Source organism: Streptosporangium sp. NPDC049644 (genome assembly GCF_040675205.1).
Lineage (GTDB): Bacteria > Actinomycetota > Actinomycetes > Streptosporangiales > Streptosporangiaceae > Streptosporangium > Streptosporangium fukuiense.
In genome coordinates, this window is record NZ_JBFAOJ010000044.1 from 1 (window position 1) to 25558 (window position 25558).

Annotated in this window: 22 protein-coding genes; 7 read left to right on the forward strand and 15 right to left on the reverse strand. The window is 69.8% G+C overall.

Annotated features, from left to right (window positions below; genetic code table 11):
• Nucleotides 1–120: 120 nt before the first annotated feature.
• The 3 genes from AB0J58_RS23800 to AB0J58_RS23810 all read right to left on the reverse strand — a co-directional run bounded on the left by AB0J58_RS23800 (nt 121) and on the right by AB0J58_RS23810 (nt 3487).
• On the reverse strand, nt 121–1206 hold the full coding sequence (locus AB0J58_RS23800) for a cytochrome P450 (RefSeq protein WP_364218833.1): 1086 nt from the start codon (nt 1204–1206) through the stop codon (nt 121–123).
• Between the two features lie 602 nt (nt 1207–1808).
• Nucleotides 1809–2987, reverse strand: a complete 1179-nt coding sequence (locus AB0J58_RS23805; RefSeq protein ID WP_364218835.1) for a globin domain-containing protein — start codon at nt 2985–2987, stop codon at nt 1809–1811.
• A gap of 71 nt (nt 2988–3058) precedes the next feature.
• Nucleotides 3059–3487 carry an Rrf2 family transcriptional regulator gene (locus AB0J58_RS23810; protein ID WP_364218837.1) on the reverse strand — a complete coding sequence of 143 codons (429 nt, stop codon included), beginning with the start codon at nt 3485–3487 and terminating at the stop codon, nt 3059–3061.
• 232 nt (nt 3488–3719) lie between these two features.
• Between AB0J58_RS23810 and AB0J58_RS23815 the strand changes: the two genes are divergently transcribed.
• Nucleotides 3720–6056 carry a protein kinase gene (locus tag AB0J58_RS23815; RefSeq protein WP_364218839.1) on the forward strand — a complete coding sequence of 779 codons (2337 nt, stop codon included), beginning with the start codon at nt 3720–3722 and terminating at the stop codon, nt 6054–6056.
• A 153-nt stretch (nt 6057–6209) separates the two neighbouring features.
• On the opposite strand, the gene AB0J58_RS23820 is transcribed toward AB0J58_RS23815, so the two are convergent.
• From AB0J58_RS23820 to AB0J58_RS23840, 5 genes are all read right to left on the reverse strand, one after another.
• Nucleotides 6210–7607 (reverse strand): cellulose binding domain-containing protein, encoded by a 1398-nt coding sequence (locus AB0J58_RS23820; RefSeq protein WP_364218841.1) that lies wholly within the window; start codon nt 7605–7607, stop codon nt 6210–6212.
• A 90-nt stretch (nt 7608–7697) separates the two neighbouring features.
• Nucleotides 7698–8993 carry a beta-N-acetylhexosaminidase gene (locus AB0J58_RS23825; RefSeq protein ID WP_364218843.1) on the reverse strand — a complete coding sequence of 432 codons (1296 nt, stop codon included), beginning with the start codon at nt 8991–8993 and terminating at the stop codon, nt 7698–7700.
• A gap of 57 nt (nt 8994–9050) precedes the next feature.
• The gene (locus AB0J58_RS23830) at nt 9051–9881 is read right to left on the reverse strand and encodes a carbohydrate ABC transporter permease (protein WP_364218845.1); all 831 of its coding nucleotides are present in this window, start codon (nt 9879–9881) and stop codon (nt 9051–9053) included.
• Nucleotides 9878–10867 carry a sugar ABC transporter permease gene (locus tag AB0J58_RS23835; protein ID WP_364218847.1) on the reverse strand — a complete coding sequence of 330 codons (990 nt, stop codon included), beginning with the start codon at nt 10865–10867 and terminating at the stop codon, nt 9878–9880. The genes AB0J58_RS23830 and AB0J58_RS23835 overlap by 4 nt, the downstream gene beginning before the upstream one ends.
• Nucleotides 10868–11029: 162 nt before the next feature.
• Nucleotides 11030–12316, reverse strand: a complete 1287-nt coding sequence (locus tag AB0J58_RS23840; RefSeq protein WP_364218849.1) for an extracellular solute-binding protein — start codon at nt 12314–12316, stop codon at nt 11030–11032.
• 137 nt (nt 12317–12453) lie between these two features.
• Between AB0J58_RS23840 and AB0J58_RS23845 the strand changes: the two genes are divergently transcribed.
• The 3 genes from AB0J58_RS23845 (at nt 12454) to AB0J58_RS23855 (ending at nt 14367) form a co-directional block, all read left to right on the forward strand.
• Nucleotides 12454–13188, forward strand: coding sequence for a GntR family transcriptional regulator (locus AB0J58_RS23845; RefSeq protein WP_343962372.1), 735 nt, complete (start codon nt 12454–12456; stop codon nt 13186–13188).
• A 54-nt stretch (nt 13189–13242) separates the two neighbouring features.
• Nucleotides 13243–13929: a nucleoside/nucleotide kinase family protein gene (locus AB0J58_RS23850; RefSeq protein WP_364218851.1), complete on the forward strand. Its 687-nt coding sequence runs from the start codon at nt 13243–13245 to the stop codon at nt 13927–13929.
• 180 nt (nt 13930–14109) lie between these two features.
• A complete protein-coding gene (locus tag AB0J58_RS23855) occupies nt 14110–14367 on the forward strand; it encodes a hypothetical protein (RefSeq protein WP_364218853.1) in 258 nt (85 codons plus the stop codon).
• Nucleotides 14368–14490: 123 nt separating this feature from the next.
• On the opposite strand, the gene AB0J58_RS23860 is transcribed toward AB0J58_RS23855, so the two are convergent.
• The 4 genes from AB0J58_RS23860 to AB0J58_RS23875 form a co-directional block, all read right to left on the reverse strand.
• The gene (locus AB0J58_RS23860) at nt 14491–17334 is read right to left on the reverse strand and encodes a BTAD domain-containing putative transcriptional regulator (protein ID WP_364218855.1); all 2844 of its coding nucleotides are present in this window, start codon (nt 17332–17334) and stop codon (nt 14491–14493) included.
• A 633-nt stretch (nt 17335–17967) separates the two neighbouring features.
• Entirely contained in the window at nt 17968–19038 is a 1071-nt protein-coding gene (locus AB0J58_RS23865) for a tetratricopeptide repeat protein (protein ID WP_364218857.1), read from the reverse strand.
• Nucleotides 19039–19048: 10 nt separating this feature from the next.
• Nucleotides 19049–20362 (reverse strand): MFS transporter, encoded by a 1314-nt coding sequence (locus AB0J58_RS23870; protein WP_364218859.1) that lies wholly within the window; start codon nt 20360–20362, stop codon nt 19049–19051.
• Between the two features lie 131 nt (nt 20363–20493).
• Complete coding sequence (locus tag AB0J58_RS23875; protein WP_364218861.1) at nt 20494–20733, reverse strand: hypothetical protein; 240 nt, start codon at nt 20731–20733, stop codon at nt 20494–20496.
• 478 nt (nt 20734–21211) lie between these two features.
• Here AB0J58_RS23875 and AB0J58_RS23880 point away from each other — a divergent pair, with 478 nt between their 5' ends.
• Nucleotides 21212–22030 (forward strand): SAM-dependent methyltransferase, encoded by an 819-nt coding sequence (locus AB0J58_RS23880; RefSeq protein WP_364218863.1) that lies wholly within the window; start codon nt 21212–21214, stop codon nt 22028–22030.
• 122 nt (nt 22031–22152) lie between these two features.
• On the opposite strand, the gene AB0J58_RS23885 is transcribed toward AB0J58_RS23880, so the two are convergent.
• Entirely contained in the window at nt 22153–22932 is a 780-nt protein-coding gene (locus tag AB0J58_RS23885) for a (2Fe-2S)-binding protein (RefSeq protein WP_364218865.1), read from the reverse strand.
• Between AB0J58_RS23885 and AB0J58_RS23890 the strand changes: the two genes are divergently transcribed.
• A complete protein-coding gene (locus tag AB0J58_RS23890) occupies nt 22931–23098 on the forward strand; it encodes a hypothetical protein (protein WP_364218867.1) in 168 nt (55 codons plus the stop codon). The genes AB0J58_RS23885 and AB0J58_RS23890 overlap by 2 nt on opposite strands.
• A 126-nt stretch (nt 23099–23224) precedes the next feature.
• Nucleotides 23225–24160 (forward strand): leucine-rich repeat domain-containing protein, encoded by a 936-nt coding sequence (locus tag AB0J58_RS23895; protein ID WP_364218869.1) that lies wholly within the window; start codon nt 23225–23227, stop codon nt 24158–24160.
• 133 nt (nt 24161–24293) lie between these two features.
• Here AB0J58_RS23895 and AB0J58_RS23900 read toward each other — a convergent pair whose 3' ends face one another.
• Both AB0J58_RS23900 and AB0J58_RS23905 read right to left on the reverse strand, forming a co-directional pair.
• Nucleotides 24294–24530 carry a hypothetical protein gene (locus AB0J58_RS23900; protein ID WP_364218871.1) on the reverse strand — a complete coding sequence of 79 codons (237 nt, stop codon included), beginning with the start codon at nt 24528–24530 and terminating at the stop codon, nt 24294–24296.
• 199 nt (nt 24531–24729) lie between these two features.
• Nucleotides 24730–25266, reverse strand: a complete 537-nt coding sequence (locus AB0J58_RS23905; RefSeq protein ID WP_364218873.1) for an NUDIX hydrolase family protein — start codon at nt 25264–25266, stop codon at nt 24730–24732.
• Nucleotides 25267–25558 lie beyond the last annotated feature (292 nt).

Sequence of the window (25558 nt, forward strand, 5' to 3'; positions counted from 1 at the left end):
GCCACGCACCGCTCTCGCGGCCAGAAGTCGTGGCCCATCATGAAGCAGGTGAGCACCTCCACCTTCTCCAGGCGGGGGTCCGGGGCCAGATCGCGTACGTCCGCCTTCTCGCGTGGGCGATCAGTTCTCAAAGACCAGCGGCAGGTGTGCCGGGCCACGCATGATCAAAGACGGTGCGAACAGGACACCGCTCCGGGGGACGGCCAGCGACATCCTCGAAAACCGGTCCAGTGTCCTGCTGACGACGATCTTCGCCTCCAGGCGTGCCAGCTGTGCTCCCACGCAGCGATGAATTCCGTGCCCGAACGCCAGGTGGCGCTTGTCCTCCCGCGATATGTCGAAACTGTCGGGAGACGGATAGTGGGCGGGGTCCCGGTGCGCCGATCCGACCAGCAGCAGGATCGGCTCACGCGCCGGTATCGTGACCCCCGCGATCTCCACGTCGGTGGTGGGAAAACGCCACATGGGCGACGCGGTGGGACCGTCGTACCTGAGCACCTCCTCGATCGCGGAATCGATGAGCGTGGGATCCCGACGTAGCAGCGAACGCTGTTCCGGGTGGTCCAGCAGGGCCAGGAAGGTGCTTCCGACCAGGCGTATGGACGTTTCGTATCCGGCCACGATGATCCCGAACACCGTGGTGAGCAGCTCGTCCTCGTCGAGCGCCCCGGGAGTCCGGCTCGCCCGTATCAGATCGGACAGCAGGTCGGCGCCCAGGTTGTCCTTCTTCCGAAGGATGAGGTCGCCGGTGTACTCGAGCATGGACTCGATGGCGCCGTGCGCCAGGTGACGTTCGGCCGGGTCGGCCGTGAACATCAGGTCTCCCCATTCCCGCAGCCTCGCGCGGTCGCCGGGCGGGGCGCCCACGACATCGCAGATCAGCCCGACCGAGAGCGGGGTGGCGAGGTGGTTCATGACGTCCACGGGCTCGCCCGTCGGCACGGTGCCCAGGAGGGTGTCCGTCATCTTCTCGATGGCCGCCTCCCACTGGGCGACCCTCCGGCCGCTGAAGGCCGCGGTCGCCGGCTTCCGCAGCCTCGTGTGGTCCGGTGGGTCCAGATTGACCATGGAGCGTTCCGCGACCGTCCCTGAGCCGAAGGCCAGCGAGGCCTCGGTGAAAGCGGGGGACGCGTTTCGGTAGTCGCTGCTGAGGCGGGCGTCCGTGAAACCCTCCCTGACGTCCTCGTACCTGCTGACCAGCCACACGCCGACATCGGTGAACGGAATGGTCGTCCGGAAAACGGGATGGTTCTCTCTGAGCCATCTGTAGGTGGGATAAGGATTCTGGAAGAAATCCGGTGTGAAAACAGGGGGTGTGGTCATCCTGCCGGGTCTTTTCTATACGGTCGTGCGGTACGGGATTTTCGCGACGAACGCTCGATATGAAGCCGTGCCGATCAACCGGAAATGGCCGAGGGTTCGGCCGGTCGGCCTCGAATCGTGCGGGGAGTTTTGTTCGTCAGGGCTTCCGGAGGGATTATCCGCTGCTCCGGCTGGAGCGGCGAGACGCATCATCTCACCCTGCGCCGCCTTTGTGTCAATCCCTTGACTTCGAATACGGCCTATGTCGCGACGGGGTCGTCAACGCTGATTTCTTCCCCTTCGGGGCCTGGCTGGAGGATGCCAAGACATTTTTAAGTCGATGCCAACTTTGAGCCCGGACCATGTTGCCCATATATGAGAAGGCGGCGCCTGGAAAGGAAACCGCGGAAAGGCCGCTAACTCGATTCGCCGTGTCCCGCCGGCCGCCGCGCCGGCGTGCCCTGTCGGCCGCCGGCGCCGAGCGTCCCCGTCGGCCGGGAGTGTGCTCAGTCCTGACCGAGCCAGAGGTCGGGGCCGAAGACCTCGTAGTGGACGTCGCGGGCGGGCACCCCGTGGCGGAGCAGGTCCGCGCGCACGTCGCGCATGAACGGCAGCGGGCCGCACAGGTAGGCGACGAGGCCGTCGGGCAGGTCGATCGCGGAGAGGTCGGCGTACCCGATACGGGGCGCGGGGTCGCAGGAGCACGCGCCCGCCTTCTCGTACCAGCGGTGCAGGGTCGCGCCGGGCAGCTCGGCGACCAGCCGGACGAGCTCCTCGCGGTGGGCGTGGTCGGCGGGGCTCCGGTCGGCGTGGACGACGACCACCTGGCGGGTGGAGCCGGTGGCCACGAGGTGGTCGAGCATCGACAGTATGGGGGTGATCCCGATCCCGGCGGAGGCGAGCAGCAGCGGGGCGTCACCCGGGGCCAGGGTCAGGTCGCCGTACGGCGCCGAGATGGTGAGCTCGTCCCCGGCCTGGACGTTGGCGTGCAGCCACCCGGAGACCTCGCCGTCGGGCCCCGAGCCGCGGACCCACCTGACGGTGATCCGCCAGTCGTCGCGCTCGGGGGCGCACGACAGGCTGTACTGCCGGATCTGCCGTGCCCCGTCGGGCAGGGGGACCGCGACGCTGACGTACTGCCCGGGGGCGAAGGTGAGCGGGATCGAGGGGGCGAGGGTGAAGGAGACGGTGTCCGGTGTTTGGCGCCGCCGCTCCAGGACCGTCGCGCGCAGCCAGGGGTCGCCGGGCTCGCGCAGCAGCCGCGCCTCCAGCGCGATCAGCGCATTGGCCATCAGCCAGTAGACCTCGTCCCAGGCCGCCGCGACCTCGGGGGTGACGGCGTCGCCGAGCACGTCGACGATGGCGGCGAGGAGGTACTTGTGCACGATCTGGTACTGGTCGGGGGTGATCCCGACCGAGGCGTGCTTGTGCGCGATGCGGGCGAGCATCGCGTCGGGCCGCTCGTCGGGCCGGTCGAGCAGCAGGGTGGCGAAGGCGGCGATCGACCCGGCCAGTGCCTGGCGCTGTACCCCGCTGGCCTGGTTGCCCCGGTTGAAGAGGTTCTTCAGCAGGTCCGGGTTGTCGGCGAACATCGTCGTGTAGAACCGCCCGGTGATCTCCCCCAGGGCCTGATGGACGGCGGGCAGGGTGGCCCGGACCGTCGCCGCCGATTCAACAGAGAGCATGTCTCCTCCAAATTGGTAAATGATCTTCGTATTAAAGTGCGTGATGACGGAAGGGGTTCGGGAGGGAGTGGTCAGGAGAGAGTGACCAGCACGGGACCGGTCGGCGAGCGGACCAGGTCGTCCACGGTGAGCGGGTCGAGCGCCGCGTAGAAGGCCCGCTGGGCCTCGCGCAGCGCGCCGCGCAGGCGGCAGGCCGCCCGCAGCGGACACGGTGTGTCGCCCTCGCAGGCAACCACCTCCTCCTCGCCCTCCAGCTCGCGGACCAGCCATCCCAGCGAGGCCTTACGCCCGAAACCGGTCATTTCCAGCCCGCCGCCGCGCCCTCGGCGGGCGTCCACCACACCCAGATGCTGCAGGCGTGCGATGGCCTTGGCCGTGTGGGTGTAGGGGATGGCCATGGCGTCGGCCACCTGTCTGGTGGTGAGGACCGTCCCGGGTTCGGCGACCGCCAGCCGCATGGTCACCCGGAGTGCCAGATCCGTGAACTTCGTCAATCGCACATTAGGACCGTAACAAACATGAATCTCAGGTACCAATTCAGGGGGCGCCTAGGAGGGGGCGGCCCGCAGGGGAGAACGGTCGTACGGTCTGTGCCCGGCCGGCATTCCCCCCACGGCCAGGTGTCTCCGACTTCCAAGTGAGGCACAAGTGGGCCCTGTGATCCTGAACATTTGGCGTTGAGCCCGCATGAGATCTCACGTGGGTGCCCGTGACGTGAAGGAGGATGTCGTCATGCCGGACCTTGCGTCCCTGCGGCCCGGGGACCCAGAGAAGGTGCGGGAGTACCGGCTCACCGCGCGCCTGGGCGAGGGCGGTCAGGGGACGGTGTACCTGGGTGTCGCCCCCACCGGGGCCGAGGTCGCGGTCAAGCTGCTCCGTCGTGACCTGGCCCAGAACAGGGAGGCACTGGAGCGCTTCGTGCGTGAGGTCGACACGGCCCGGCGGGTGGCGCCGTTCTGCACCGCCGCGGTGATCGAGACCGGGGTGGACGAGCAGCGGCCCTACATCGTCAGTGAGTACGTCAAGGGGCCGACGCTCGACCATGTCGTCGGCGCCGAGGGCCCCCGCGAGGGCGCGTCCCTGCAGCGGCTGGCGATCGGCACGGTGACCGCGCTGGTGGCGATCCATCAGGCCGAGATCGTGCATCGCGACTTCAAGCCGACCAACGTGCTGCTGGCCGCCGACGGCCCCCGGGTGATCGACTTCGGCATCGCCAAGGCACTGGACCGCACCTCCTCCCTGACCTCGACGGCGATCGGCACGCCCGCCTACATGACTCCCGAGCAGCTCGCGGGGCGGGCCGCGGGTCCGGCCGCCGACATGTTCGCCTGGGCGGGCACGATGGTCTTCGCGGCCACCGGGCAGCCGCCGTTCGGCGCCGACAGCCTGCCCGCGATCTTCAACCGGATTCTCAACGTCGATCCGGACCTGTCGGGGATCGCCGATCCGGCGCTGCGCGACCTGGTGGGGCGGTGTCTGGCCAAGGACGAGAGCCTGCGGCCGACGGCGGGTGAGGCGCTGATGCGCCTGCTGGGCCACGCCGGCACGGGCGCGCAGGACGGACTGGGCGGTCCGGGCGCGTCGCCTCTCGCCTCGGCCCGGGGCATGCTCGCCGAGGGCGTGGCCGTCGCGGCCCAGCAGACCGATCCCGAGCATCATCCCTACCCGGGCGGACCACAGACCGGGGCGCCGCACCGGACGGGCCCTGAAGGCCACCCACCCCACCAGGCCGGACCGGGCGGGTACGCGCCGCACTGGACCAGTCCGGGCGGACAGCCGCACCAGGTCGATCCAGCCGGATATCCCCCGCACCAAACCAGACCAGGCGGGTACGCGGCTCACCATGCCGGGCCGGGCGGATACCCGTACCAGGCCGGACCGACCGGGTACCCGCCGCCGTACGGGACCACGCCTCAGGGAGCGGTCCCTCCGGCCGCGCCGGGGGCGCAGCCGCTCCCCGGCCGGAAAAGGCGGGTGCGCCGGGTCTGGGTCGTGTCCGGCGCCGGGCTCGCGCTCACGCTCGTCGCGGTGACGATCACAGTGGTGGTCTGGAACGGAACCACCCCCGGAACGGGCACCGGCTCGCGGGCGGCCGCCACTCCCAACGCCACTCCCACCGTCACTCCCGGTGTCACTCCCGCCCAGGCCCTTTCCGTGGTCCCGCCCGCGGACCGGAAGATCAAACTGCCGGTCAGCTCCATCACGATCCACGAGAGCGACAAGGACCCGATCAAGCTCACCTCCTACCACGTGTGGAAGGGGGACGTGCGCCATGACTACACGCGCAAGGCCGGTACCGACGAGTTCGTCGAAAACGAACTGCACGCCTACTACAGGCTGAACCCCTCGGGCACCCACGCCCTCGCCATGAAGCGGTACTACAGCTCGGACGACTACGAGGTCGCCTCGATCATCGACCACAAGACCGGGGCGAAGAGCGATATAAAGATCGTCAAGAGTCCCAGCATCGGGCTCTACCCGCGTTGGTCACCGGACGGCACCAAGGGGCTGGTCACCCTGTACGGGCCGAGCAAGGGCGAAACCGCTTCGCGGGTCTACGGTTACGCGATCATCGACATCGCCACGAAGAAGGCCTCGGTCGTCCGGGTGAAGGAGAAGGACATCGGGACTTGGGGCTACTTCTGGCGGAGTGACAGCCGGGCGGTCGGCAGCTGGGCGGTCACCGAGGACACCGGTCGCATCCGCTTCTACGACCTACAGGGCACCGTACTGCAGACCCTTGCGGACGCGGGCGATCCGGTCTGGGTCGAGGGTGACCATGTCAGCCCGTCCGGCACGCTGATGATCACGTACTGCGCGGAGACCGCGGAGGTCTGTCTCCGGTCCACCGCCGCCGACGCGAAGCTGGAGGTTCGGATCCCGTTCGCGACCGATCGGGTCCTCGGCTGGTACGACGACCAGCACGTCGTGGCCTGGCGGAAGCAGAGCTTCGGCTACGAGGCGTTGGTGGTCGACTTCAAGGGCAAGGTGAAACGGGTGCTCGCCGCCAGCACCGACGACGAGGAGTACAAGGACCAGTCGCTGAGCTACACCATGGCCGGCGGCTGATCGGACGGACGCCGCGCCTGGACGCTCGCCGGGCGCGGTCGGCTGCCCGGCCCGAAGGTCAATGGAAGCGCCGGCACCTGGGAAAGAGGAAGGGGCACGGCCCGCGCCATAGGCGGGCGCGGGCCGTGCGTCCTGGTCACGCGGGCAGGGATCTCAGGGGTTGGGCACGGTGTCGACCCAGGAGGTGGAGGCGGAGCGGTAGCCGTTGACCCGGTTCAGCACCTCGGCGGGAGCGACGACCTCGTTCTCGGCGTGGTAGAACCAGTCGACCTGCTGGACGTAGTCGCGCGGGGTCGAAGCGCCGACCAGTCCGCCGCTGATGAACCAGAGGTTGAAGTTGACCGACTGCACCGTCTCCGGGTAGTAGACGCCGCCGTGCTCGGCGAAGAGGGCGCCGTCGATGTAGTACCTGATCTGGCCGCCGGAGACCTGGAGGACCAGGTCGTGCCAGCCAGCGTAGCTCTGCCTGACCTCGGTGTGCACGTTCACCGCCTCCCAGGGCTCGTTGCGGTACGTCTCCCACGACGTGGTGTACATGATGTTGCCGGGCTCGCCCCAGCCGCCGTTGGGCAGGTACTCGAAGTCCTGCTCGCTGTAGTCGGGGTCCATGTCGAAGGCCAGCGGCGTGATCGTGAAGAAGGTCTGCACGACGTGGTCACCGTCGGGGCCGCTGACCGGGGCGTCGGAGAACTTCACCCGGGCCGCGTAGGTGCCTTCGAGGAACTTGCGCTGGTGCAGCACCTCCGACTGCCGGGTGCCCGCACCGGTACCGTCGGTGACCGCCTTGAGCTGCAGCGCCTTGTTCGTGCCGGAGACCGTGGGGAAGGTCACGTTCTGCTTGGGCCAGCTCGCGCCGGGCACGCCGGGACCGCCGCTGTTGGTGCGCACCGTCCAGTTGTGCGCGGTGAGGCTGGGATCGTCGGCGTCGCCGTACGAGAAGTCGTCGAACACCACCCCGCCGCCCCCGGGGTTGGTGGGCGTGACCGACGGGGTCGGTGACGGGTCGCCGCCCGTGGGAGAGGTGCCCCAGACCAGGGCGCCGTTCTGGTGGACGGTCACCTTGGTCCAGTCGCCGTAGGTGGTGCGGGCCGGGCCGAAGGAGTAGTCGTCGCTCTGGGTGATCCGCTGCCAGTCGGACCGGTAGAAGCGCAGCTGCAGGTCACCGGTCTGCGCCCCGACCGCGAGGTTCCCCGAGGTGAAGCCCACCTCCAGGTAGCGGTCGGCGGTCGCCGCTGGGGCTGAGAGCGTGCCGAAGGCCCCGGTGACCGTGGAGCAGGAGACCACGGCCCACGAGCACGCGAAGCGGTACTGCGTCGCCCCCGGGTCCGCCTTGAAGTAGTAGCGGATCTTCACGCCGCTCAGCGGCACGGCCGAGGTGCCGCTGTTGACCAGGTTGAACCACGGCTCGACCTGGTCGGCGGCCGCGCCGGTGGCACTCGTCTTGTACTGGAGCCTGAGGGACTGCTGGGCGCTGGCCGGGTTCGCCGCGACGCCCACCAGGGCGAGCAGCACGGCGGACACGAGCCCGCCGAGTAACAGCTTTCTGCGCACGTGTTTTCCTTTCCTGGTGCTTTCTGGGGCCTGGGGGGTTTCCAGGATCGAGGTGTTCCGGGGCCGCTGGACGCCGGTGTCCCGCGGGGGTCAGGGGATGAGCGGCCCGCCCCGGACGCCCTGGGCGCTGAGCCGGGCGAGGTGCGGGCCGAGCCGCCGGAGGAAGTCGGGGTAGTCGCCGGGCGAGCCCCAGGCGACCTCGGCGAAGGCGCACATCCTGGGCAGGGCCATGAACTCGACCCGCTCGGGCGTGGGCATGTACTCGGTCCACAACTGGCACTGCACGCCCCGCGCGGCCGGGTCGGGTGCGAACGCGTAGGTGTCGGCCAGGGTGAGGACCCGCTCCTGGGCCGTCGGTGAGTCCGACCCGGCCGGCTGCTCGTCGAAGGGGGCGGCCGAGGGGCGGTAGTCGAAGTACGTCCGGGTGTGCGGTGCCAGGATGATCTCGTTGTCACCGCGGTCGGCCTGTTCGTCCCGCCAGACCATGACCGTCGTGCCGGGCGTCGGCGCGCGGTCGGGCTCGTCCCAGCAGACCAGCCTGCGCGAGTGTTTCTCCAGGTGGGCGGCCATCCGGCCGATGAACCAGGCACACGCGTCCCGCGGCCCGGCCAGCCCCAGCTCGGCCAGCCGCCGCCGCGCCGCGGGACTGCGCTCCCACTCGACGGTGGGGCACTCGTCCCCGCCGACGTGCACGTACGTGCTGGGGAAGAGGTCGCAGACCTCGTCGAGCACGTCCTGGCAGAAGCGGACCGTGGACTCCTCCAGGTTGAGGACGTGCTCGCTGATCCCCCACTCCGACCAGACCTCCAGCTGGCGGGACGGGTCGTTGCCCAGCCTGGGGTAGGCGGCGATGGCGGCCTGGGCGTGGCCGGGCATCTCGATCTCGGGCACCACCGTGACGAAGCGCTCCGCCGCGTAGGCGACGATCTCCCGGATGTCCTGTCGCGTGTAGAACCCCCCGCGCCGGGCGCCGACCTCGGTGAGCCTGGGATGGCGCTTGATCTCCAGCCGCCACCCCTGGTCGTCGGTCAGGTGCAGGTGCAGCACGTTGAGCTTGTGCTCGGCGAGCAGGTCGACGAGGCGCAGCACGAACGCCTTGGGCATGAAGTGCCGGGCGACGTCCAGCATCACCCCGCGCCAGGCGAACCTCGGCCGGTCCTCGATCGTCCCGTACGGTACCTCGGGCCCCAGTTGGGCGAGGGTCCGCGAGCCGTAGAAGCGGCCGGCCGGGCCGCCGGCGGTGAGCTCGACGCCCGAGGGGGAGACGTCGAGGCGGTAGCCCTCCTCATCGAGGGACGGATCGTCGGGCATCAGCCGCAGCAGGTCCCGCCGGAACGCGCCGGAGCCCCCGTCGACGGCCACCTGCCGCGGCCTCGGAATGATCACGTTGGTCTTCCCTTCACGGCACCCCTTGAGGGCGCGCCTGTGGACGGACGGTGGGACCTATCCCTTGACGGCGCCGGCGATCATCCCTGAGGTGACCCTGCGCTGCAGGACGAGGAAGATCAGCAGCACCGGCAGCATGAAGAGGGTCGAGGCGGCCATGGTGGCGCCCCAGTCGGTGCCGAAGACGTTGCCGAAGGAGGAGAGCCAGACGGGCAGCGTCCGGTCGTCCTGGTTCTTGATGATCAGCGCGTTGGCGAAGGCGAACTCGTTCCACGCGGTGATGAAGCCGAACAGGGAGGTGGACATCAGGCCGGGGGCGAGCAGCGGCAGGACCACTTTGCGGAAGGCGGCCGCCCTGCCGCACCCGTCCATCAGCGCCGCCTCCTCCAACTCGGGAGGGATCGAGGCGAGGAACCCGCGCAGGGTCACGATGGTGAACGGCAGCGTCGTCATGAAGTAGATCAAGGTGAGCATCGACAGCCTGTCGAGCATCCCGGTGTCGCGGGCGATGATGAACATCGACACCAGCAGCGCCTCCCAGGGAGCCATCTGGGCGATGAAGACCATCAGGACGAACGCCCTGCGCCCGCGCCAGCGCATCCGGGCCACCGCGAACGCGGCGAGCAGCGCGACCACCAGCGCCAGCAGCACCGCGCTCGCGGTGACGGTGAGACTGTTGCCGCAGAACGTCCAGAAACCGTCGGCGCTCACCGCGGTCGCGAAGTGCTCCAGGGTGGGGTGGGCGGGCCAGAAGGTCGGGGTCTGCGACTGGATGTCCCTGGTGGGCTTGAACGCGGTCAGTACCATCCAGTAGACAGGGAAGATCGAGACGGCCAGCGCGGCCAGGGCCGCGAGGTTCAGCGGTACGCGGCGCAGCGGGACGGTCACAGGTGCTCTCCCTCGTGCTTGAGCATCCGCCGGAGATGGGTGATCAGGAGGGCGACCAGGATCAGCACGGTCAGGCTGGAGATCGCCGAACCGAGGTCGTACCTGTGCAGTGACTGCGCGACCTGGAACGCGTAGACGGGCAGGGTGGTGGTGGCCTCCTCCGGGCCGCCCCTGCTGATCGCCCAGATCTGGGCGAAGCACTTGAACACCCAGATCACCTCCAGCGAGGTGATCAGGCCGAAGAGCGGCCGCAGGATGGGGAAGGTGACGGTGGTGAAGACCTGCCGCCCGCTCGCGCCGTCGATCCGCGCGGCCTCGTACAGCTCGGCGGGGACGGTGGTCAGGCCCGCGTACAGGGTGAGCGCGGCGAACGGCACGGACTGCCAGACGACCAGGGCGACCAGGATGGCGAAGGTGGAGGTGCCGTGGGCGAACCAGGTGTAGTCCCTGAAGGACTCTAGGCCCACGGTGACCAGCAGCCAGTTGACCACCCCCAACCGCGACTGGAAGAGCCACTGGAAGATCGTGGTGGCGGCGAGGACGGGGGTCGCCCAGGTGAGCACCAGGCCGCCCATCACGGCCAGCCGCATCCTGCGGCCCAACCGGGCGATCATCAGTGCCACCGCGGTGGAGACGACCATGATCAGGACGACGTTGACGGCGGTCCAGAGCAGGGTCCTGCGCACCACGGCCCAGAACTCCGCCCCGCCGAGCACCCGCGCGTAGTTGTCCAGGCCGACGAACGCCGCTCCGCCGCGGATCAGCTCGCCGGTCCTGAAGTGCTGGAAGGAGATGACGACGCTGCGGACCAGCGGGTAGAGCAGCAGGTAGGCGGTGCCCGCCAGGGTCGGCGTGATCAGCAGGTAGGGCCAGAGGCCGTTCAACCGGGACGGCCGCGCGCCGGGTCGTGACGCGGGCGGCGCGGGCGCGGTGGTGTCCCGGTCACGGGCACGCCGCCGGGGCGGGGCCTGGGAGGCAGCGGGCATGGCACTCCTCGGAACGGAGGGTACGGGGGGCGGTACGGGGCTTGCGCGGACCGGCACGGGGCGCGTGGGCGGTGCGGGGAAAGCCGGGTGGCCCGCGCGGGGGAAGTCGGGTGGCCCGCGCGGGGGAAGCGCCCCGCGCTCGATCGGTCCGCCGGGCGGGTGTCAGGACGTGGTGTTGAGGATCTCGGCGATGTCCTGGTCCACCTTGGCGGCCTCGACGGCGGCGTCACCCCCGGTGAGCACCCTGGTCAGATACTCCTTGATCAGGTTCTTGGCCTCGACCGCGGCCCAGTTGGGGGAGTTGGGGGTGGCGTGTCCGCCCGCGGCGCCCGCCGCCATCGCGGCCGTCGCCTCGTTGCCGCTCAGCGCGCCCGCGAGGGAGACGCGGTTGGGCACGTAGCTCATCTCCTTGGCCATGTCGACCTGGAACCTCTCGCCCGCCAGCGCCTTGACCACCTGGTAGGCCGCCTCGTGGTTCTTCGAGGCCTCGGGGATGACCAGGTCGGAGCCGCCGGTGAACACCGCGCCCGGCCTGTCGGCGGTCTTGCCCGGGATCGGGAAGAACCCGAGCTTGCCCTTCAGCTCCGGATTGGCCTTCTCGATCGCCACCGCGCCACCGGGCGCGGAGATGAGCTGGGCGACGTCGCCCTTGGCGAAGACGTCGACCTGCGGCGGCCTGGCCTCGTCGGAGTCCTTGGGGCCCTTGCCCAGCGCCTGGAGGTTCCGGTAGAACTCGACGCCGGCCAGCGCCTGGGGGGTGCCGAGGCCGCCCTTCCAGGTGCCGCCCTCGTTGACCGCGAGGTCGCCGCCCTCGTCCCAGATGAATCCCGCCAGGGTGTACCAGTTCTGGCCGGGCAGGTAGATGCCCTGGTCACCGCCCTTGTTGAGGTTGGCCGTGATCTCCAGCCACTCCTGCCTCGTCTTCGGCGGGGCGGTGATGGACGCCTTGGCGAACAGATCCTTGTTGTAGATCACTACCCGGTTGGCGGCGTACCACGGGATGCCGTACTGGCGCCCGTCGATCCTGCCCGGTTCGGCCAGACCGGGCAGCCAGTCGCCGCCGCCCAGGTCGGCGACCTTGTCGGTGAGATCCTTCACCCCGCCGCTGGCGGCGTACTCGGCGACCTGGGTGTTTCCGACCTCGATGACGTCCGGGGCGTCATTGCTGGCCAGGGCGCTGGTCACCTTCTGCCCGATGCCGTCCCACTCCTGGACCTGGATGTCGAGGGTGACGCCCGGATGGGCCGCCAGGTAGTCGGTGCGGAAGCGGTCGAGCAGGGCGTCGGAGAAGCTGTCCCGCATGACCCACACGGTCAGGTTCGTGGCGCCCTGCCCGGCGCCGGCCGAGCCGGGCGAGTCCGCGGAGGGGGACGGCTCGGAGGAGCCGCATGCGGTGAGGCCGGCGGCGAGTGTCAGCACTGCCGCGGTGGCGCGGAGGCGGTACCCCATCGGTACTCCCAGAGGTCATGTATTGGTAAGTAATTGGCCTGCTTCGCATAGGGTGGCCCTTACCAGTTCCGTCGTCAAGGCTTGTTTTTTCTCGGATGACTGGTAACAAATAGGTAATATCTAGGTAAGGTAGGGGCGTGACGCTAAACATGAGGTCCGGGCTCAAGCGCGACCGGGTGCGCGATGTCCTGCTCGACTTCATCGCCGACATGAAGCCGGGCGAGGCGATCCCCTCGGAGCGGGATCTCTGCAGGGAGCTCGGAGTCTCCCGGCCCACGGTGCGCGCGGCGATCGACGACCTGGTCAGGTCGGGGCTGCTCGTCCGCGAGCGGGGGCGGGGCACCTTCACCGGGCCGCACCGGGTCACCCAGGCGCTGGCGTCGACGACGGGCAACTCGTTCTACGCGCCACCGGCCGAGGGCAACTGGCTCAGCCGCATCCTGGAGTTCGGCTCCGCCCCCGCGGGCGCGCGGCTCGCCGCCCGGCTCCAGCTCTCTCCCGCCGACCCCGTCCTGAGGGTCGTCCGGCTGCGCGTCGTCGACGACGAGCCCATGGCCATCGAGCGCATCCACCTGCCGCACGCCCTGGTCGACGGCCTCGTCCCGGCCGACATGGAGTCGGGGTCGTTCTACCGGTTCCTCCGGGAACGTTTCAACGTCGACGTCCGCACCGCGGTGCAGACGATAGAGCCCACGGTCACCGACGAGACCGAGGCCGAGCTGCTGCACGTCCCCCAGTACGCCCCGGCCCTGCTCTTCGAGCGCACCACCCGCGACGTCGGCGGCCGGATCGTCGAGTTCACCCGCTCGATCTACCGGGGCGACCGCTACCGGGTGACCTCCGAACTCTCCTTCAACGCCGACTCCGGCTGACTCCGGCGGTTCTTCCGCTGGAGGCCGGGAGGCGGCTCGGCTAGGTTCGGGGAGGTGACCTCCCTCGACGACCTCGCCGCGCGGGCCCGCTCCCTCGTACGGGAGGGGCACCGCGCGCTGCTGGGCATCACCGGCGGCCCGGGGGCCGGCAAGACCACCCTCGCCGAGCACCTGGTCGCGATGCTGCGCCCGACGCCTCCCGAGGGACTGCCGGCGCGGGAGTGGGTGGCGCACGTGCCGATGGACGGCTTCCACCTCGCCGACGTCGAGCTCGACAGGCTCGGGCGCCGCGACCGCAAGGGGGCGCCCGACACCTTCGACGCCGCCGGCTACGCGGCACTCCTCCGCCGGCTGCGCGAGGACGAGGACGACGTGATCTACGCGCCCGCGTTCGAGCGTGACCTGGAGCAACCGGTCGCCGGCAGCATCCCGGTCCCGCGCGCCGCCAGGCTCGTCGTCACCGAGGGGAACTACCTGCTGCTCGACCAGGGTGACTGGTCGCGCGTGCGGCCGCGTCTGCACGAGGTCTGGTACTGCGACCTCGGCCCCGAGGAGCGGGTGCGCCGCCTCGTCTCCCGCCACGAGCACTTCGGCAAGGACCGCGACGACGCCGTCGCCTGGGTGCTGGGCACCGACCAGCGCAACGCCGACCTCGTCGCCACCACCCGCTCCCGCGCCGACCTCGTCATCCCCGACGCCGTCATCCGCTCGGTCGGCGCCTCCGGGGAGACGTCCGGCTGACCACGCCGCTCACCGCCCGAACCGAAACGATCGGGCGGCGCGTGAGCCTGGGCGTACCGCGTCGGAGCGGACAGCTGAACCGAACGCGACTCGGTCAAAGTCTTGATCATCGATGTGGTTCGTTTTTCCTGAGATAAGGCGATATCTCCGCCATATCATCTGCGCATTCTGGGAGAACACATGTCCGTTACCCGCTGTTTTGTCACCGCCATTCTCGCCGTCTCGGCGGTGGCGCTCGCCGCGCCGGCCGCGTCCGCCGACCCTGGCCCCGCTCCCGGCGCGATCCCGCCCTGGTCTCCGCTGTCCGAAGACTACGAGCCCTCCGGGACGCTGACCGTCAGTAACGGCGACCGCACGGAGACCTGGACGTGGGAGCCCGGTCATCAGAGTTACCAGAGCTCCGAGAGCAGTTCCAGGCAGTCCAGGCAGAGGGAGTGACGGGGCCCCTCAGGACGTGCGGCATCCGGGTCTCGGCGGTCGGGAGACGCGGCTCCTGACCAGGCGGTTGAGCGCTCACGCGCCCGCCCGGTCCGCTTCCAGGTCGGCTTTCACGAGATCGAGTCACCGTTCCGTGCCGGTGGGCAGGTGGTAGGAGATGGGCTCGGACCACCGCTCGTCCTGCAGAAGGTGCGCGCGGGCGGTGGCGCGGTAGAGCCGTCCGGTTGTTCTGTGCTCGACGGTGATCGCGGGCCATACCGCCCGGCGGCACGTCGCGAGGGAGCCCGGTCCGTTGAGACGGTGTTGCGCGGAGAGCTGTTCCATCCGGAGGGTGTGGTGCTCCGCGCGCGGGTGGTCGAGACACTCCAGTGCCTGCCGTGCCAGGATCAGGTGGGCCAGGATCTCGACGATCACCATGCCGTGGGCCTGGGCGAGCTGCAGCAGCTCGGTTCCGATCCTCAGCCGGTCGGCGGCGCCGTCGCCGTCACCGCGGAAGGTGTACAGGTGACGGGCGTTGAGCGCCCCCGCCAGAGCCTCCGGGTCCTTCAGCCGCCTGGCCATGGCCAGCGCCTCGTCGGCCGCCTCGGCCCCCCTCCTCGCCTCCTCGCCCTCGAAGCCCACGAGCTCGAAGGCGAGTGAGGTGAGCAGCGAGCACCGTGCCGCGCGGTCGCCCTCGGGCAGCCGGGAGAGCGTCTCCTCGATCACCCGGACGACCTCGGGAGAGTCCTCGCCGCCCCCCTCTGTGCCGTATGCCGTCGGCACGTCCAGGGCGCCGACGACCCGTGCGGTCAGCTCGGGGTCGGCGTGCGGAAGGGCCAGCTGGATCGCCTGTTTCCGCAGCTTCCTGGCCTCGTCCAGCTTGTTGCAGAGCGCCAGGGCCCTGACCCGTCCCACGAGCAGTTCCGGATCCTTCTCGTCCGTGAGCTCGATGGCCTGCCCCCAGAAGGAAGCCGCCTCGCGGTACGCGAAGCGCTGCTCGGCCCGCTCGGCGGCGAGCACGCAGTGGCGCGCGGCGGCTGAGGGCTCCCCGCCCGCGACGAAGTGGTGGACCAGGGCGGAGACCTCGCGCGGACGGAGCCGTTCGAGAGACGCGGCGACCCTGCCGTGGATGCGGATCTGCCGCATGCGGGACATGTCATCGTAAAGCGCGTCCCGGGTGAGGGCATGGGTGAAGCGGAGCCCGCCGCCTTCGGGCTCGGCGAGCAATCCGGCCGCCAGGGCCGTCTCGACCGCTTCCACGACGGTTTCCTCGCCGTTGCCGTTCAGATCTATCAGCACGTCGATGTCGAAGTCCCTGCCGATGACCGCCGCCTCGCTCAGCACCCCCCGCATGGACGCGGGCAGGCGGGCGAACCTGCGCCGGAGCACGTCACGCACTCCCGGGGGGACGGTCGACAGGGCGGCGTCCTCGCCCTCCGCGGCGATCAGGCGGGCGGTCTCGCGCAGGAAGAAGGGGTTGCCGCCGGTGCGGCCGGTCACGGCGGCGAGCGTGCCCGACGTCACCGTCGTGCCCGAGACGGCGGCCAGCAGGCTGCCGGCCGCGTCCTGGTCGAGCCCGTTCAGGACGATGCGGACCGGCTCGTGGCGGGCCAGCGCGGCCAGCGTCTCGGCCAGTCCGTCCGCCTCCTCCTCGCGGAAGGTGCCGGCGATGAGGACTTCGGTGTTTCTCAGCTCGGAGGCCAGGTCCACGAGGGTGGCCAGCGTCTCATCGTCGGCGCGATGTAAATCGTCGAGGACGAGCAGCAACGGCGAGACCCGGGCCGCGTCCGCGAAGTACGCCGCGAGGTCGCGGCGGAGCCGGAACCGCTCGGAGGTGAGGTCCGCGTCGCCGTGGGCGGAGCGCGGAGCGTCCGGATCGGCGAGCAGCCGCCGGATCTGCGCGGCCACCCTGTCAGCGGGGGCCACCTGAGCGGTGAGGAGACGCAGAATCTCCACCCACGCCCATCCGGCCGGAGCCCCGCCGGTCTCCGGGCACCGGCCGACGGCGACCTGCCAGCCCAGGCGCGAGTATCCGGCCATGGCCGCCTTCACCAGGGCGGACTTTCCTATGCCCGCCTCACCGCTGATCAGCGCGATGCCCCGGGACATTCCGGAGAGCAGGCCCAGTTCTCTCTCCCTGCCGAAGATCTGGTCGCCGGCCTCCGGATCCGCCACGCCCTTCGCCTCGCCGGCCCTCTCCGGCGGGGACCACGCGGTGGCGGAGGTCACGCGCTCCGGCGATTCGTTCGCGGCGGCCGGTCGCGCTATCGCGGAGGACTGCGAGAGGATGTCGGCTTCCAACTGTTGCAGCCTCGGGCTCGGGTCGATGCCGAGTTCCTCGACCAGGGTGTGGCGGGCCTGCCTGAGCGCGACGAGCGCGTCCCCCTGCCGGCCCTGGTTGTAGAGGGCGATCGCGAGCAGCCGCCACCCCTCCTCCCGCAGCGGGTGTTCGGCGAGGTGGGCGCGTAGGTCGGCGACCACGGCACCCGGCGAGTCGAGCGCGATCGCGGCGTTCGCGCGGTGCTCGACGGCCATGGCGTGCAACTCGTCCAGGCGGGTGATCTCGGGCAGCGCCCAGTCGGACGTGGCGAACTCGGCGTACGCCGGTCCCCGCCAGATCCCGAGCGCCACGTCGAATTCGCGCAGGGCCGCGCGGGCGTCTCCGGCACCCAGGAACGCGGTTCCCCTGCGCACCATGTCCTCGAACCGCCAGGCGTCGACATCCTCGCTCCGGATGGCGTAACCGGGAGAGACGGTGACCAGTACCCGGGGCGGGACGCCCGTCGCGCGGCCCGATTCCAGGACGCGCCGTAGGTTGGAGATGTAGGAGTGCACCGAGGCGACGGCGCTTCCCGGAGGATGGTCGCCCCACAGGTCGTCGATCATGCGCGCGGTCGGCACGACCCGGCCGCGGGCGACCAGCAGCCGCCCGAGAACCGAGCGCTGTCGTGGTGCGCCGAGGTTCACCGGCCCGTCGGCGCCGACCACTTCGAACGCTCCAAGAATCCGAAACGCCACCATTAATTCCAACCCAGCATTGAGCGTCGGCAGGTCTGAACCTGGCACGTGCCATTTCCGGAGTTCGGACGCGGCGATGCCGGGGACTGCCGCGCGGGTGTGTCCACACCGGCCCGCCGCGGATCAGGACGACTCGCGAGCGTACCGGCAACGGGGTTTCCGGTAGATTCCACGACCGCGGTCATCGGGCACCGGGCAGGACATGCCGGGATCGGTGCCCCCGCGCGGTGCGGTGGGGGAAGAAGGAGGGGGCGATGGCGACCGCGGGCGCGGCATCGTCACGAGGACCGGCGTCCGCCGAGAATGTCGTTCATCGCTTCGCGTGACTGCCTCAGAACATCATTTTGGAGAGGTTCTTGGCGGGGGCGGCTCGTCGTAGTGGATGGACAGGCCAAGGTCGGGCTGACGTGACATGGGTGTCTTCCTATGAGCACGGCTTGGTTCTGGAGGGCGACCCAAGCGGTTATAACGCCGCCAGGATCGCCGATCATCCTTGAGGCGAGCTTGGAATCCACTGCAAAGCGCTGGTAGCGGGCCTGCGGCCAGGGCGGTTCCATCCACTCCCGGGCGCGTTCCGGTACCGGTCCGCTGTGCGTCGCCGCTTCACCGGGCTTTTGGTGAGCTCGTCGACCGACGGCAGGCGCCGAGGTTTTCGAGGCAGGCCAGCCGGACGGGGTGGTCCCGTTCCACCATGCCGTCGAGCAGGTTCAGCGCCCGCTCCAGGAGCGTCACGGCTTCCTTGGGCCGGCCGCTCGCGCGCAGGGTCGCCGCGAGATTGTTCAGGGTCAGGGCCAGCTCGGGATGGCCCTCGCCCAGGAGCCCTTCCTTGATCGTGAGCACCCTGCGATAGGTCGCCTCGGCCGTTCCCAGGTCCCCCCTGGCGTACTGGAACGCGGCGAGGTTGTTCAGAGTCGACGCGACCTCGTAGTGCTCCGGCCCGAAGTACTCCTCGAAGACGGCGAGGGCGTCGCGCAGCAGCCGCTCGGCCTCCTCGTCCTCGCCGAGTTCGCGCAGGATCGCGGCGAGCGCCACCTGGTCGCCGGAGACCTCGGGGTGGGCGGGGCCGCGTACCAGCAGCCGGATCTCCACCGCGCGGCGGGCGAAGGGCTCGCCGAGCGCGTGGGTGCCGCGTGCGTGGTTCAGCCCGCCGAGATTGTGGTTGATGTCGGCGAGGTAGGGATGGTCCGTGCCGTGCAGGGCTTCGACGATACGCAGAGCGCGCTGGTACGCCCGCTCGGACTCGTCGAACCGACCGGTGTACTTGTGAAGTACCCCCAGGCTGTTGCAGACCTGGACGACCGCGAGGGAGTCAGGGCCGCAGGACTCCTCCGCCAGGGCCAGCGCGTCCCCGAGCATCACGTCGGCGTCGCCGTAGTGCCCTCTGGCCCGCAGCAGATCGGCGTGGTCCACCATCACCCGTAGCCGGATCTCCGGATCGCCCGTCCGGGTGATGTCGGCCGCGTGTGCGAGGTGGCGCTGTGCCTCCTCGTGGCGCCCGAGGCGCTGACACAGCCGACTCGCGAGCATCAGGGCGTCGGCGAGGTCGTCACCGCCGCCCGCGCGGTCCGCGCGGGCGGCGCCGGTGAGATCGTGGACGGCGACCATGACGCCGTCGTACGCCTCCGCGTAGCGGCCTGCCCGCTCGTGCTCGTGGGCGAGTTCGAGGTTCGTCATGGTGGCCTCCTCAGCCGTCATGCGAGCCGCGCCCCTGTGCCGCGCCGATCGTCTCGGTGGCGGCCGCCGTCTCGGTGCCGGCCGCTTCGGAGAAGACTCCGTTCACCGAGGGGGGAAGGAGGCGTTCGAGCCGGATCGCCTGGACGGCCACCAGGGCGAGCGCCCCCACCAGCACCACGAAGTACACCGAACCGTGGCCGGCGCCGAGCACCATGCCCGCCAGTCCGGGGCCGATGACGTAACCACTGGTCCATGCGAGGGTGTACGCCCCGTTGTACCGTCCCCTGTTCGAGTCGGTGGCGAGGTCGTTGATGATCGGCGGGACGGTCGGGGCGAGGAAGGCGTCCCCGACGGCGAACAACATCAGCGCGATCGTGAATCCGGCCAGGACGAGTCCTCCGTCTCCCAGCAGGGGAGTGGCCAGTACCGTCACCCACGCCGCGGCCATCAGCACGGCGCAGAGCGCGAACCCGCGAGTCCTGCGTCGGCCGGTCATGAGACGGAGAACGAAGAGCTGGGCGACCACGATCGTGCACGTCTGCGCGATGAAGGTGAAGCGCAGGGCTCCGGCGTCGAGCCCGCCGACCTCGGTGGCGTAGATCGGATAGGCGGTGTAGTACGCCGCGAACCCGCACACGACCACGGCCACCACCAGGATCCAGATCCTCCGCAGGAGCCGGTTCGAAACCACCTCGCGATAGCCGCCCGCGACGGCGGTGATCGACGTCTTCTGGGGCTGGGAGGGATTACGAGTGAACCGGCCGATCAGTGCGGCGAAGATCAGGAACGTCGCCGCGTCCAGCAGGTAGAGGATCACGAAGCTCCGCAGCGACGAGAAGCTCACCACGAACGCGGACACCAGCCCGCCGACGCTGGAGCCGACGTTGATGGCGGCCTGCCGGACCGCGAAGGCCTGCGCACGCAGCTCCGCGGGCACCGAGCCGCCGAGAAGTGACTGGAAGGCCGGCGCCGTGATCGCGATGCCGAGCCCGTACACCCCGGCCGCGAGGAAGCCCTGCCAGGCCGACTGGATGACCGCCAGCCCCGCGGTTCCGGCGGAGACGATGACAAGGCCCGACACGGTGGTCTGTTTCGCACCGAAGCGATCCGCGAGCAGGCCGCCGAGGGGATTCCCGACGAGTCCGGCGACCGCGATCATCGAGAAGATCGGCCCTGCCACGGCGAGGTCGATGTCTCGCATGCGGTGTAGATAGATGAGGAAGAAGGGCAGCGTCATCCCCGTACCGAGCGCGGACACGGCGTCGCCGCTGAGAATGAGCCATGTCTGTCGTGGAAGACGCGGCACTAATCCGCGCACCGGCATCTGTTTTCACCTGTCCAGCTTGTCGTCTGCGGTAATCCGTGGGTTCGGAAGGACCGTTGGTGACCTCCCTGAACCCGCCGTTCCTCGTCGGAGCGTTTCCGACGAGGAACGGCGCTCTGCGGCCGACTGTCCTAGAGGACGGTCTCGTTGTGGTTGGTGGACAGGCCGTCTCCGAGGAGGGTCTCGTTGTGGTTGGTGGACAGGCCGCGTGCGATGACGGTCTCGTTGTGGTTGGTGGACAGGCCGTCCCCGAGGACGGTCTCGCTGTGGTTGGTGGACAGGCCGTCCCCGAGGACGGTCTCGCTGTGGTTGGTCGACAGGCCGTCCCCGAGGACGGTCTCGCTGTGGTTGGTCGACAGGCCACGTGCCATGAAAGCTCTCCTTAGGGAAGGGCCCCGCCCTGGTGAGCGGGGCCGGAAGGGGAATTACCGCCAGGCTGACCGACGCTCCTTGGCGGAAGCTTGGCGTCCCGCGCACCGTTGTCTTGGCCCACAGCTTCCGAGGGCGGCGGACCGGCCGAGACCTCGCTCGCTCACGCCGGGCGCCAAGCTCTCGCCAAGCGGAATCGGTCCAACGAGGCTCGGCTCCGGGGCACCCGACGGGATGTCCGGATGACCGGGTCGCCTCCGTCGGCGATCAGGCTTTCGGGGATACCCGCCAACCGGTGTCGGTGACCGTGCGCGGCGAGATGTTCATGAGGCGGGCCGGTGGCCGTCCACCGGCCGGCGCGGATGTCGCTCGCCGGTGCCGCGATCGCCCCGGGCATGTGGCCGCGTATGGTTTGTCAGCAAAGATCCACGATCTTACGGATTTCCCATATCCTTTCCAGAGGCGAGAAAGGGTGAGGGTATGGCTGAGCAAGAGGCTGTTCCGGCGGGTATCGACCCGAATATTCCAAGTGTTGCTCGAATGTACGATTACTACCTCGGAGGCAAGGACAACTTCGCCTCCGATCGGGCGGCCGCGGAACAGTTCATGCAGGTGGTGCCCGGCATCCGCGAGATAACCCGGGCGAACCGGCTGTTCCTCTCGCGAGTCGTCGAACTGCTCACGGGTCAGGGCGTGCGGCAGTTCCTCGACATCGGGTCGGGGCTGCCGACGCAGGACAACGTGCACCAGGTTGCCCATCGCATCGCGCCCGACACCCGGGTGGTCTATGTCGACAACGACCCCATCGTCCTGGCGCACGGCCGAGCGCTCCTGGCGGACAACAACCTCACCTCTGTCGTCCAGGGCGACATGCGGGAACCCGAGAAGCTCCTGACGGACCCGCAGATCACGGGCGCCATCGACTTCACCCAGCCCGTCGCCGTGCTGCTGATCTCGATGCTGCACTTCATCCCCGACGACGCACTGGTCACCCACATCATCACCGCGATCCGCGAACGTCTCGTCCCGGGTAGCTATCTGATCGTCACGCACGCCTTCGAGGCCGAGGTCAGCGCCGAGGTGCACGAGGCCGGGCAGCAGGTCTACCGCTCGACCAGCGCGGGGGCTCTCACCTCGCGCGGCCCGAAACAGCTGGCCGAGCTGCTGAACGGAATGGATCTGCTGGAGCCGGGGATCGTCCCGGTCGAGGCGTGGCGTTCCGAGTACAACGAGTACGGAGAGAAGGTCACCGTCGACTTCAGCAAGCCCGGCATCCTCGGCGTCGTCGGACGTAGCTGACCGCCTCCATCGGCTCCGGCCAGGTCCCAGGGATCTCGGGCCGGAGGCGACGAGGAGGTTCCCTCGGTGACGGCGTACTCGGCGGGGCCGAGAATCGGTTGTGGCGAGCAGGACGAAGAGCGTCAGTCAGAGCGGCGGGTCTGTGGGCGGCGGGGCGGTAGCAGGGCGCAGTCACCGCACATGCCGCCGCCGGGCAGGCGGTAGTACAGGCAGCAGCTGCGACGGACGAAGAAGGGACGGCCGGGTACGGGCTCGGCCGGTTCGCCCGTGCCGCGCAGGAGATCCCGGTCCAGCAGTTCGCGGCCCAGCCGCACGGTCTTCGCGGTGAGATCGGGCCGTCGACGGGTGACGGCGCCGACGGTTCCGACCAGTGCGGAGGCCGCATTGCCCCACAACAGCCCCGGCGCGATCTTCACGATCCGCCGGACCGCCGCCGCGAGCGGTTCCAGCATCTCGGTCATGATGGCGCGGTAGACCGGTTCGGCGATCCGCGCGGGGTCGCGGATGTCCCAGCCGGACAGCCGGGTGGCCCGCAGCGGCAGCGGGTCGGGGGCCGGCCGCCAGTACAGGTGCCCGGGGGCCAGGTCGATGAGCAGGTCGTGCGCGACCACCGCACCGATGCACGGTGACCACAGGCGGGCGGCCAGGCCCTGGAACAGGATCGAGGCGGCCACCCGGTGCTCGGCGGTGCCCAGCCGTCCGGCCATGTCGTGGATTCTCGCCTCCAGGACGCCCGGATCGGTCCACAGATCGGTGAACGGTCGCCATCCGGCCTCTGCCTCGGCCGTCTCGACCTCGAAGTAGCCGCCGATGGCGCGGACCTCGACGATCGCTCCGAAGACCGCGGCCGGGGCGGCGGGCAGCAGTCCGGGCGGAGCACCGGCACGTGAGTCACACGGCATGGCGACGGCCTTCCTCTCTTGGGGAGTGTTCGAACGGGCGGGCGGCAGGGTGCTCGCGGTGAGCGAGAAGGATCTCAGCGTCCTGCGGCCGATCCCTCACTCGGGCACCTACCGATGGAGCCTTCCTGCTTCCGAGGACGAACCCCAACTCGCGATCGTGCTGTGACCGGTGGCTCCGCACCCCGAGGACGAAACAAGTTCAATGATCCACAACCGGGTCGCAAGTCCCCGTCGCTACCGTGATCGCCGGTCACATCCTGCTGACGGGCAAGGAGAAAACAAGGTGGTAGCGGTGAATCACGCGCTTCGGACCGCTCGGCGGCGGATGAACACCTACCTGCGCGAGGGATCTGACACGTTGAACCTGTCGGGTCTCGGCCTGGTCCAGGTGCCCGAGGAGGTGGCCGAGCTTCCCGGTCTGCGGGTGCTGTGCCTGGAATCCAACTGGTTGACCGAGCTTCCCCGGTTCCTGACCGACCTGCCCGCGCTGGCCGAGCTCGACCTCGGGCACAACCGTACGCTGACCGCCCTGCCCGAGTGGATGGGCGAGCTGACCGGACTGGTCCGCCTCGATGTCGGGGTGACCGGGCTGCGCCGCCTTCCCGACTCGATGCGCGAGCTCACCGGTCTCACGGAACTCGACCTGAACAACCTCCATGACCTGGAGGTGCCCGAGTGGATCGGCGACCTCACCCGGCTCACCAGGCTCAGTATGTGGTACGCCGGGCCGGACTGTTTCCCGGCGTCGATGGCCCGCCTCACCGCCCTCACCCGGTTGGACCTGGCATACAGCCGGCCCGCCGACCTCTCTCCGTGGCTGGGCGAGCTGACCGCTCTGGAGCGTCTCGACATGCAATCCGTCCCACTGACCGGCCTGCCGGAGTCGATCGGAAACCTCACCGCCCTCACCTCTCTCAGCCTGTGGAACACCGGGCTGACCGAGCTGCCGGAGTCGATCGGCAGGCTCACCGCCCTCAGGTCCCTCAGCCTGGGTGTGAACAAGCTGACCGCTCTTCCCGAGACGATGCGGACCCTCACCTCCCTGACCAGGCTCGATCTGCAGAGAAACCGGCTGGCCGAGCTGCCGGAGTGGCTGGGTGAGCTGACCGCGCTCACCGAACTGCGCCTGGACAGCAACGATCCCAGGCCCCAGGTCCCGGCCTCGCTGCGAGCACTCGCGCGAACCAACCCGGAATGGCGCCGCTTCCTGGCCAGCCGCACCCGCTGAGCCTTGAGGATGCCGCCCGGATCGGGGCGGCATCCCGTGAACCTCTTGTCGATCCTCGCGATGAGAACCCATTAGAGGCCGAAGGCGCGTCGACTCAGGGACACAGCGGACCTGAGGAGACGGGCGGCGGACCTCAGCCGGGAGTGCCCGGGGTGCTCGGCGGCGGCGGGGGCGGCGGGGGCGGCGGCGGGGGCGGTGGGGGAAGCGGGGTGCCACCTCCACCTAAACCTCCGTGCTCTGGTTCGCCACAGTCGTGGATGGGGTTGCACACGGGGGGCATGGCGAAGGCGGAACCGGCGGTGAGCGCCTGCGCGCCGCCGAGTGCGAAGAACATCGCGATGACCGCGACGGCCTTGTGTTTTCTGTTCATGAGAGGTCCTCCTTTCGTCGTTGAGAATGATCGATGGTCTTTCGATCGGCTTGAAGACGTCTTGGAGGCGGCTGCAATAGGCTCGGGACCAGCGCGTTCCGGACTGGAACGCCGCCGGGCGGGCATCGGCGGACCTGGTCCCACGAGGGCACAGCGGCCCGTTCTCCTCGCGCCGGCGGGGACCTCCGGCGGCGGAAGGTCAGGAGAGGCGGCCGACGTAGGCGAGGGCCTGCTTCAGCAGGGTGCCCTGGCCGCCGAGCATCTCCTGTTGCACCAGTGGTGACGAGGCCTCCTCGGGAGTGAACCAGACGAGGTCGAGGGCGTCCTGCCGGGGGCGGCAGTCACCCGCGACCGGGACGACGTAGGCGAGGGAGACCGCGTGCTGCCGGGGGTCGTGGTAGGGCGTGACGCCCTGCGTCGGGAAGTACTCGGCGATGGTGAACGGCTGCGGAGAGGCGGGGATGTTGGGCAGCGCGGTCGGGCCGAGGTCCTTCTCCAGATGGCGGATGAGCGCGTCGCGGACCCGCTCGTGGTGCAGCACCCGGCCGGAGACGAGGGCGCGGCTGACCGTTCCGTCCGCTCCGATGCGCAGCAGCAGGCCGACATGCGTGACCGTTCCGGCGTCGTCGACTCGCACCGGCACGGCGTCGACGTAGAGGATCGGCATTCGTGCGCGGGTCGACTCCAGCTCGTCGGGAGAGAGCCAGCCGGGCGTGGTTTCGGTCATTTCGGTCATTGATCGATCGTACTTCGCGGCGGGCTCGGAAACGCGTTTCGCCCCTGGCGACCTGCCGAAAGTCGGGGCCGGGGGCCGTCGATCGGCGGGTGCGCGCCAGGGAGCCCGCGCGCCCTGCCGCCGTACGCGAGCGGCTCGGCCCGACGCGCTCAGGACGGACCGGATGCCCAGGACCGGCGGGGGCCGATCACGTTTCCGGCCGGTTGGGAACCCGCCCGGTCCCGTCGGCCGCGGGATCGTCGGCGGGGCGGGCGGCCGAGGCGAACACCTCCGTGGGACGGGGCCGGACGTG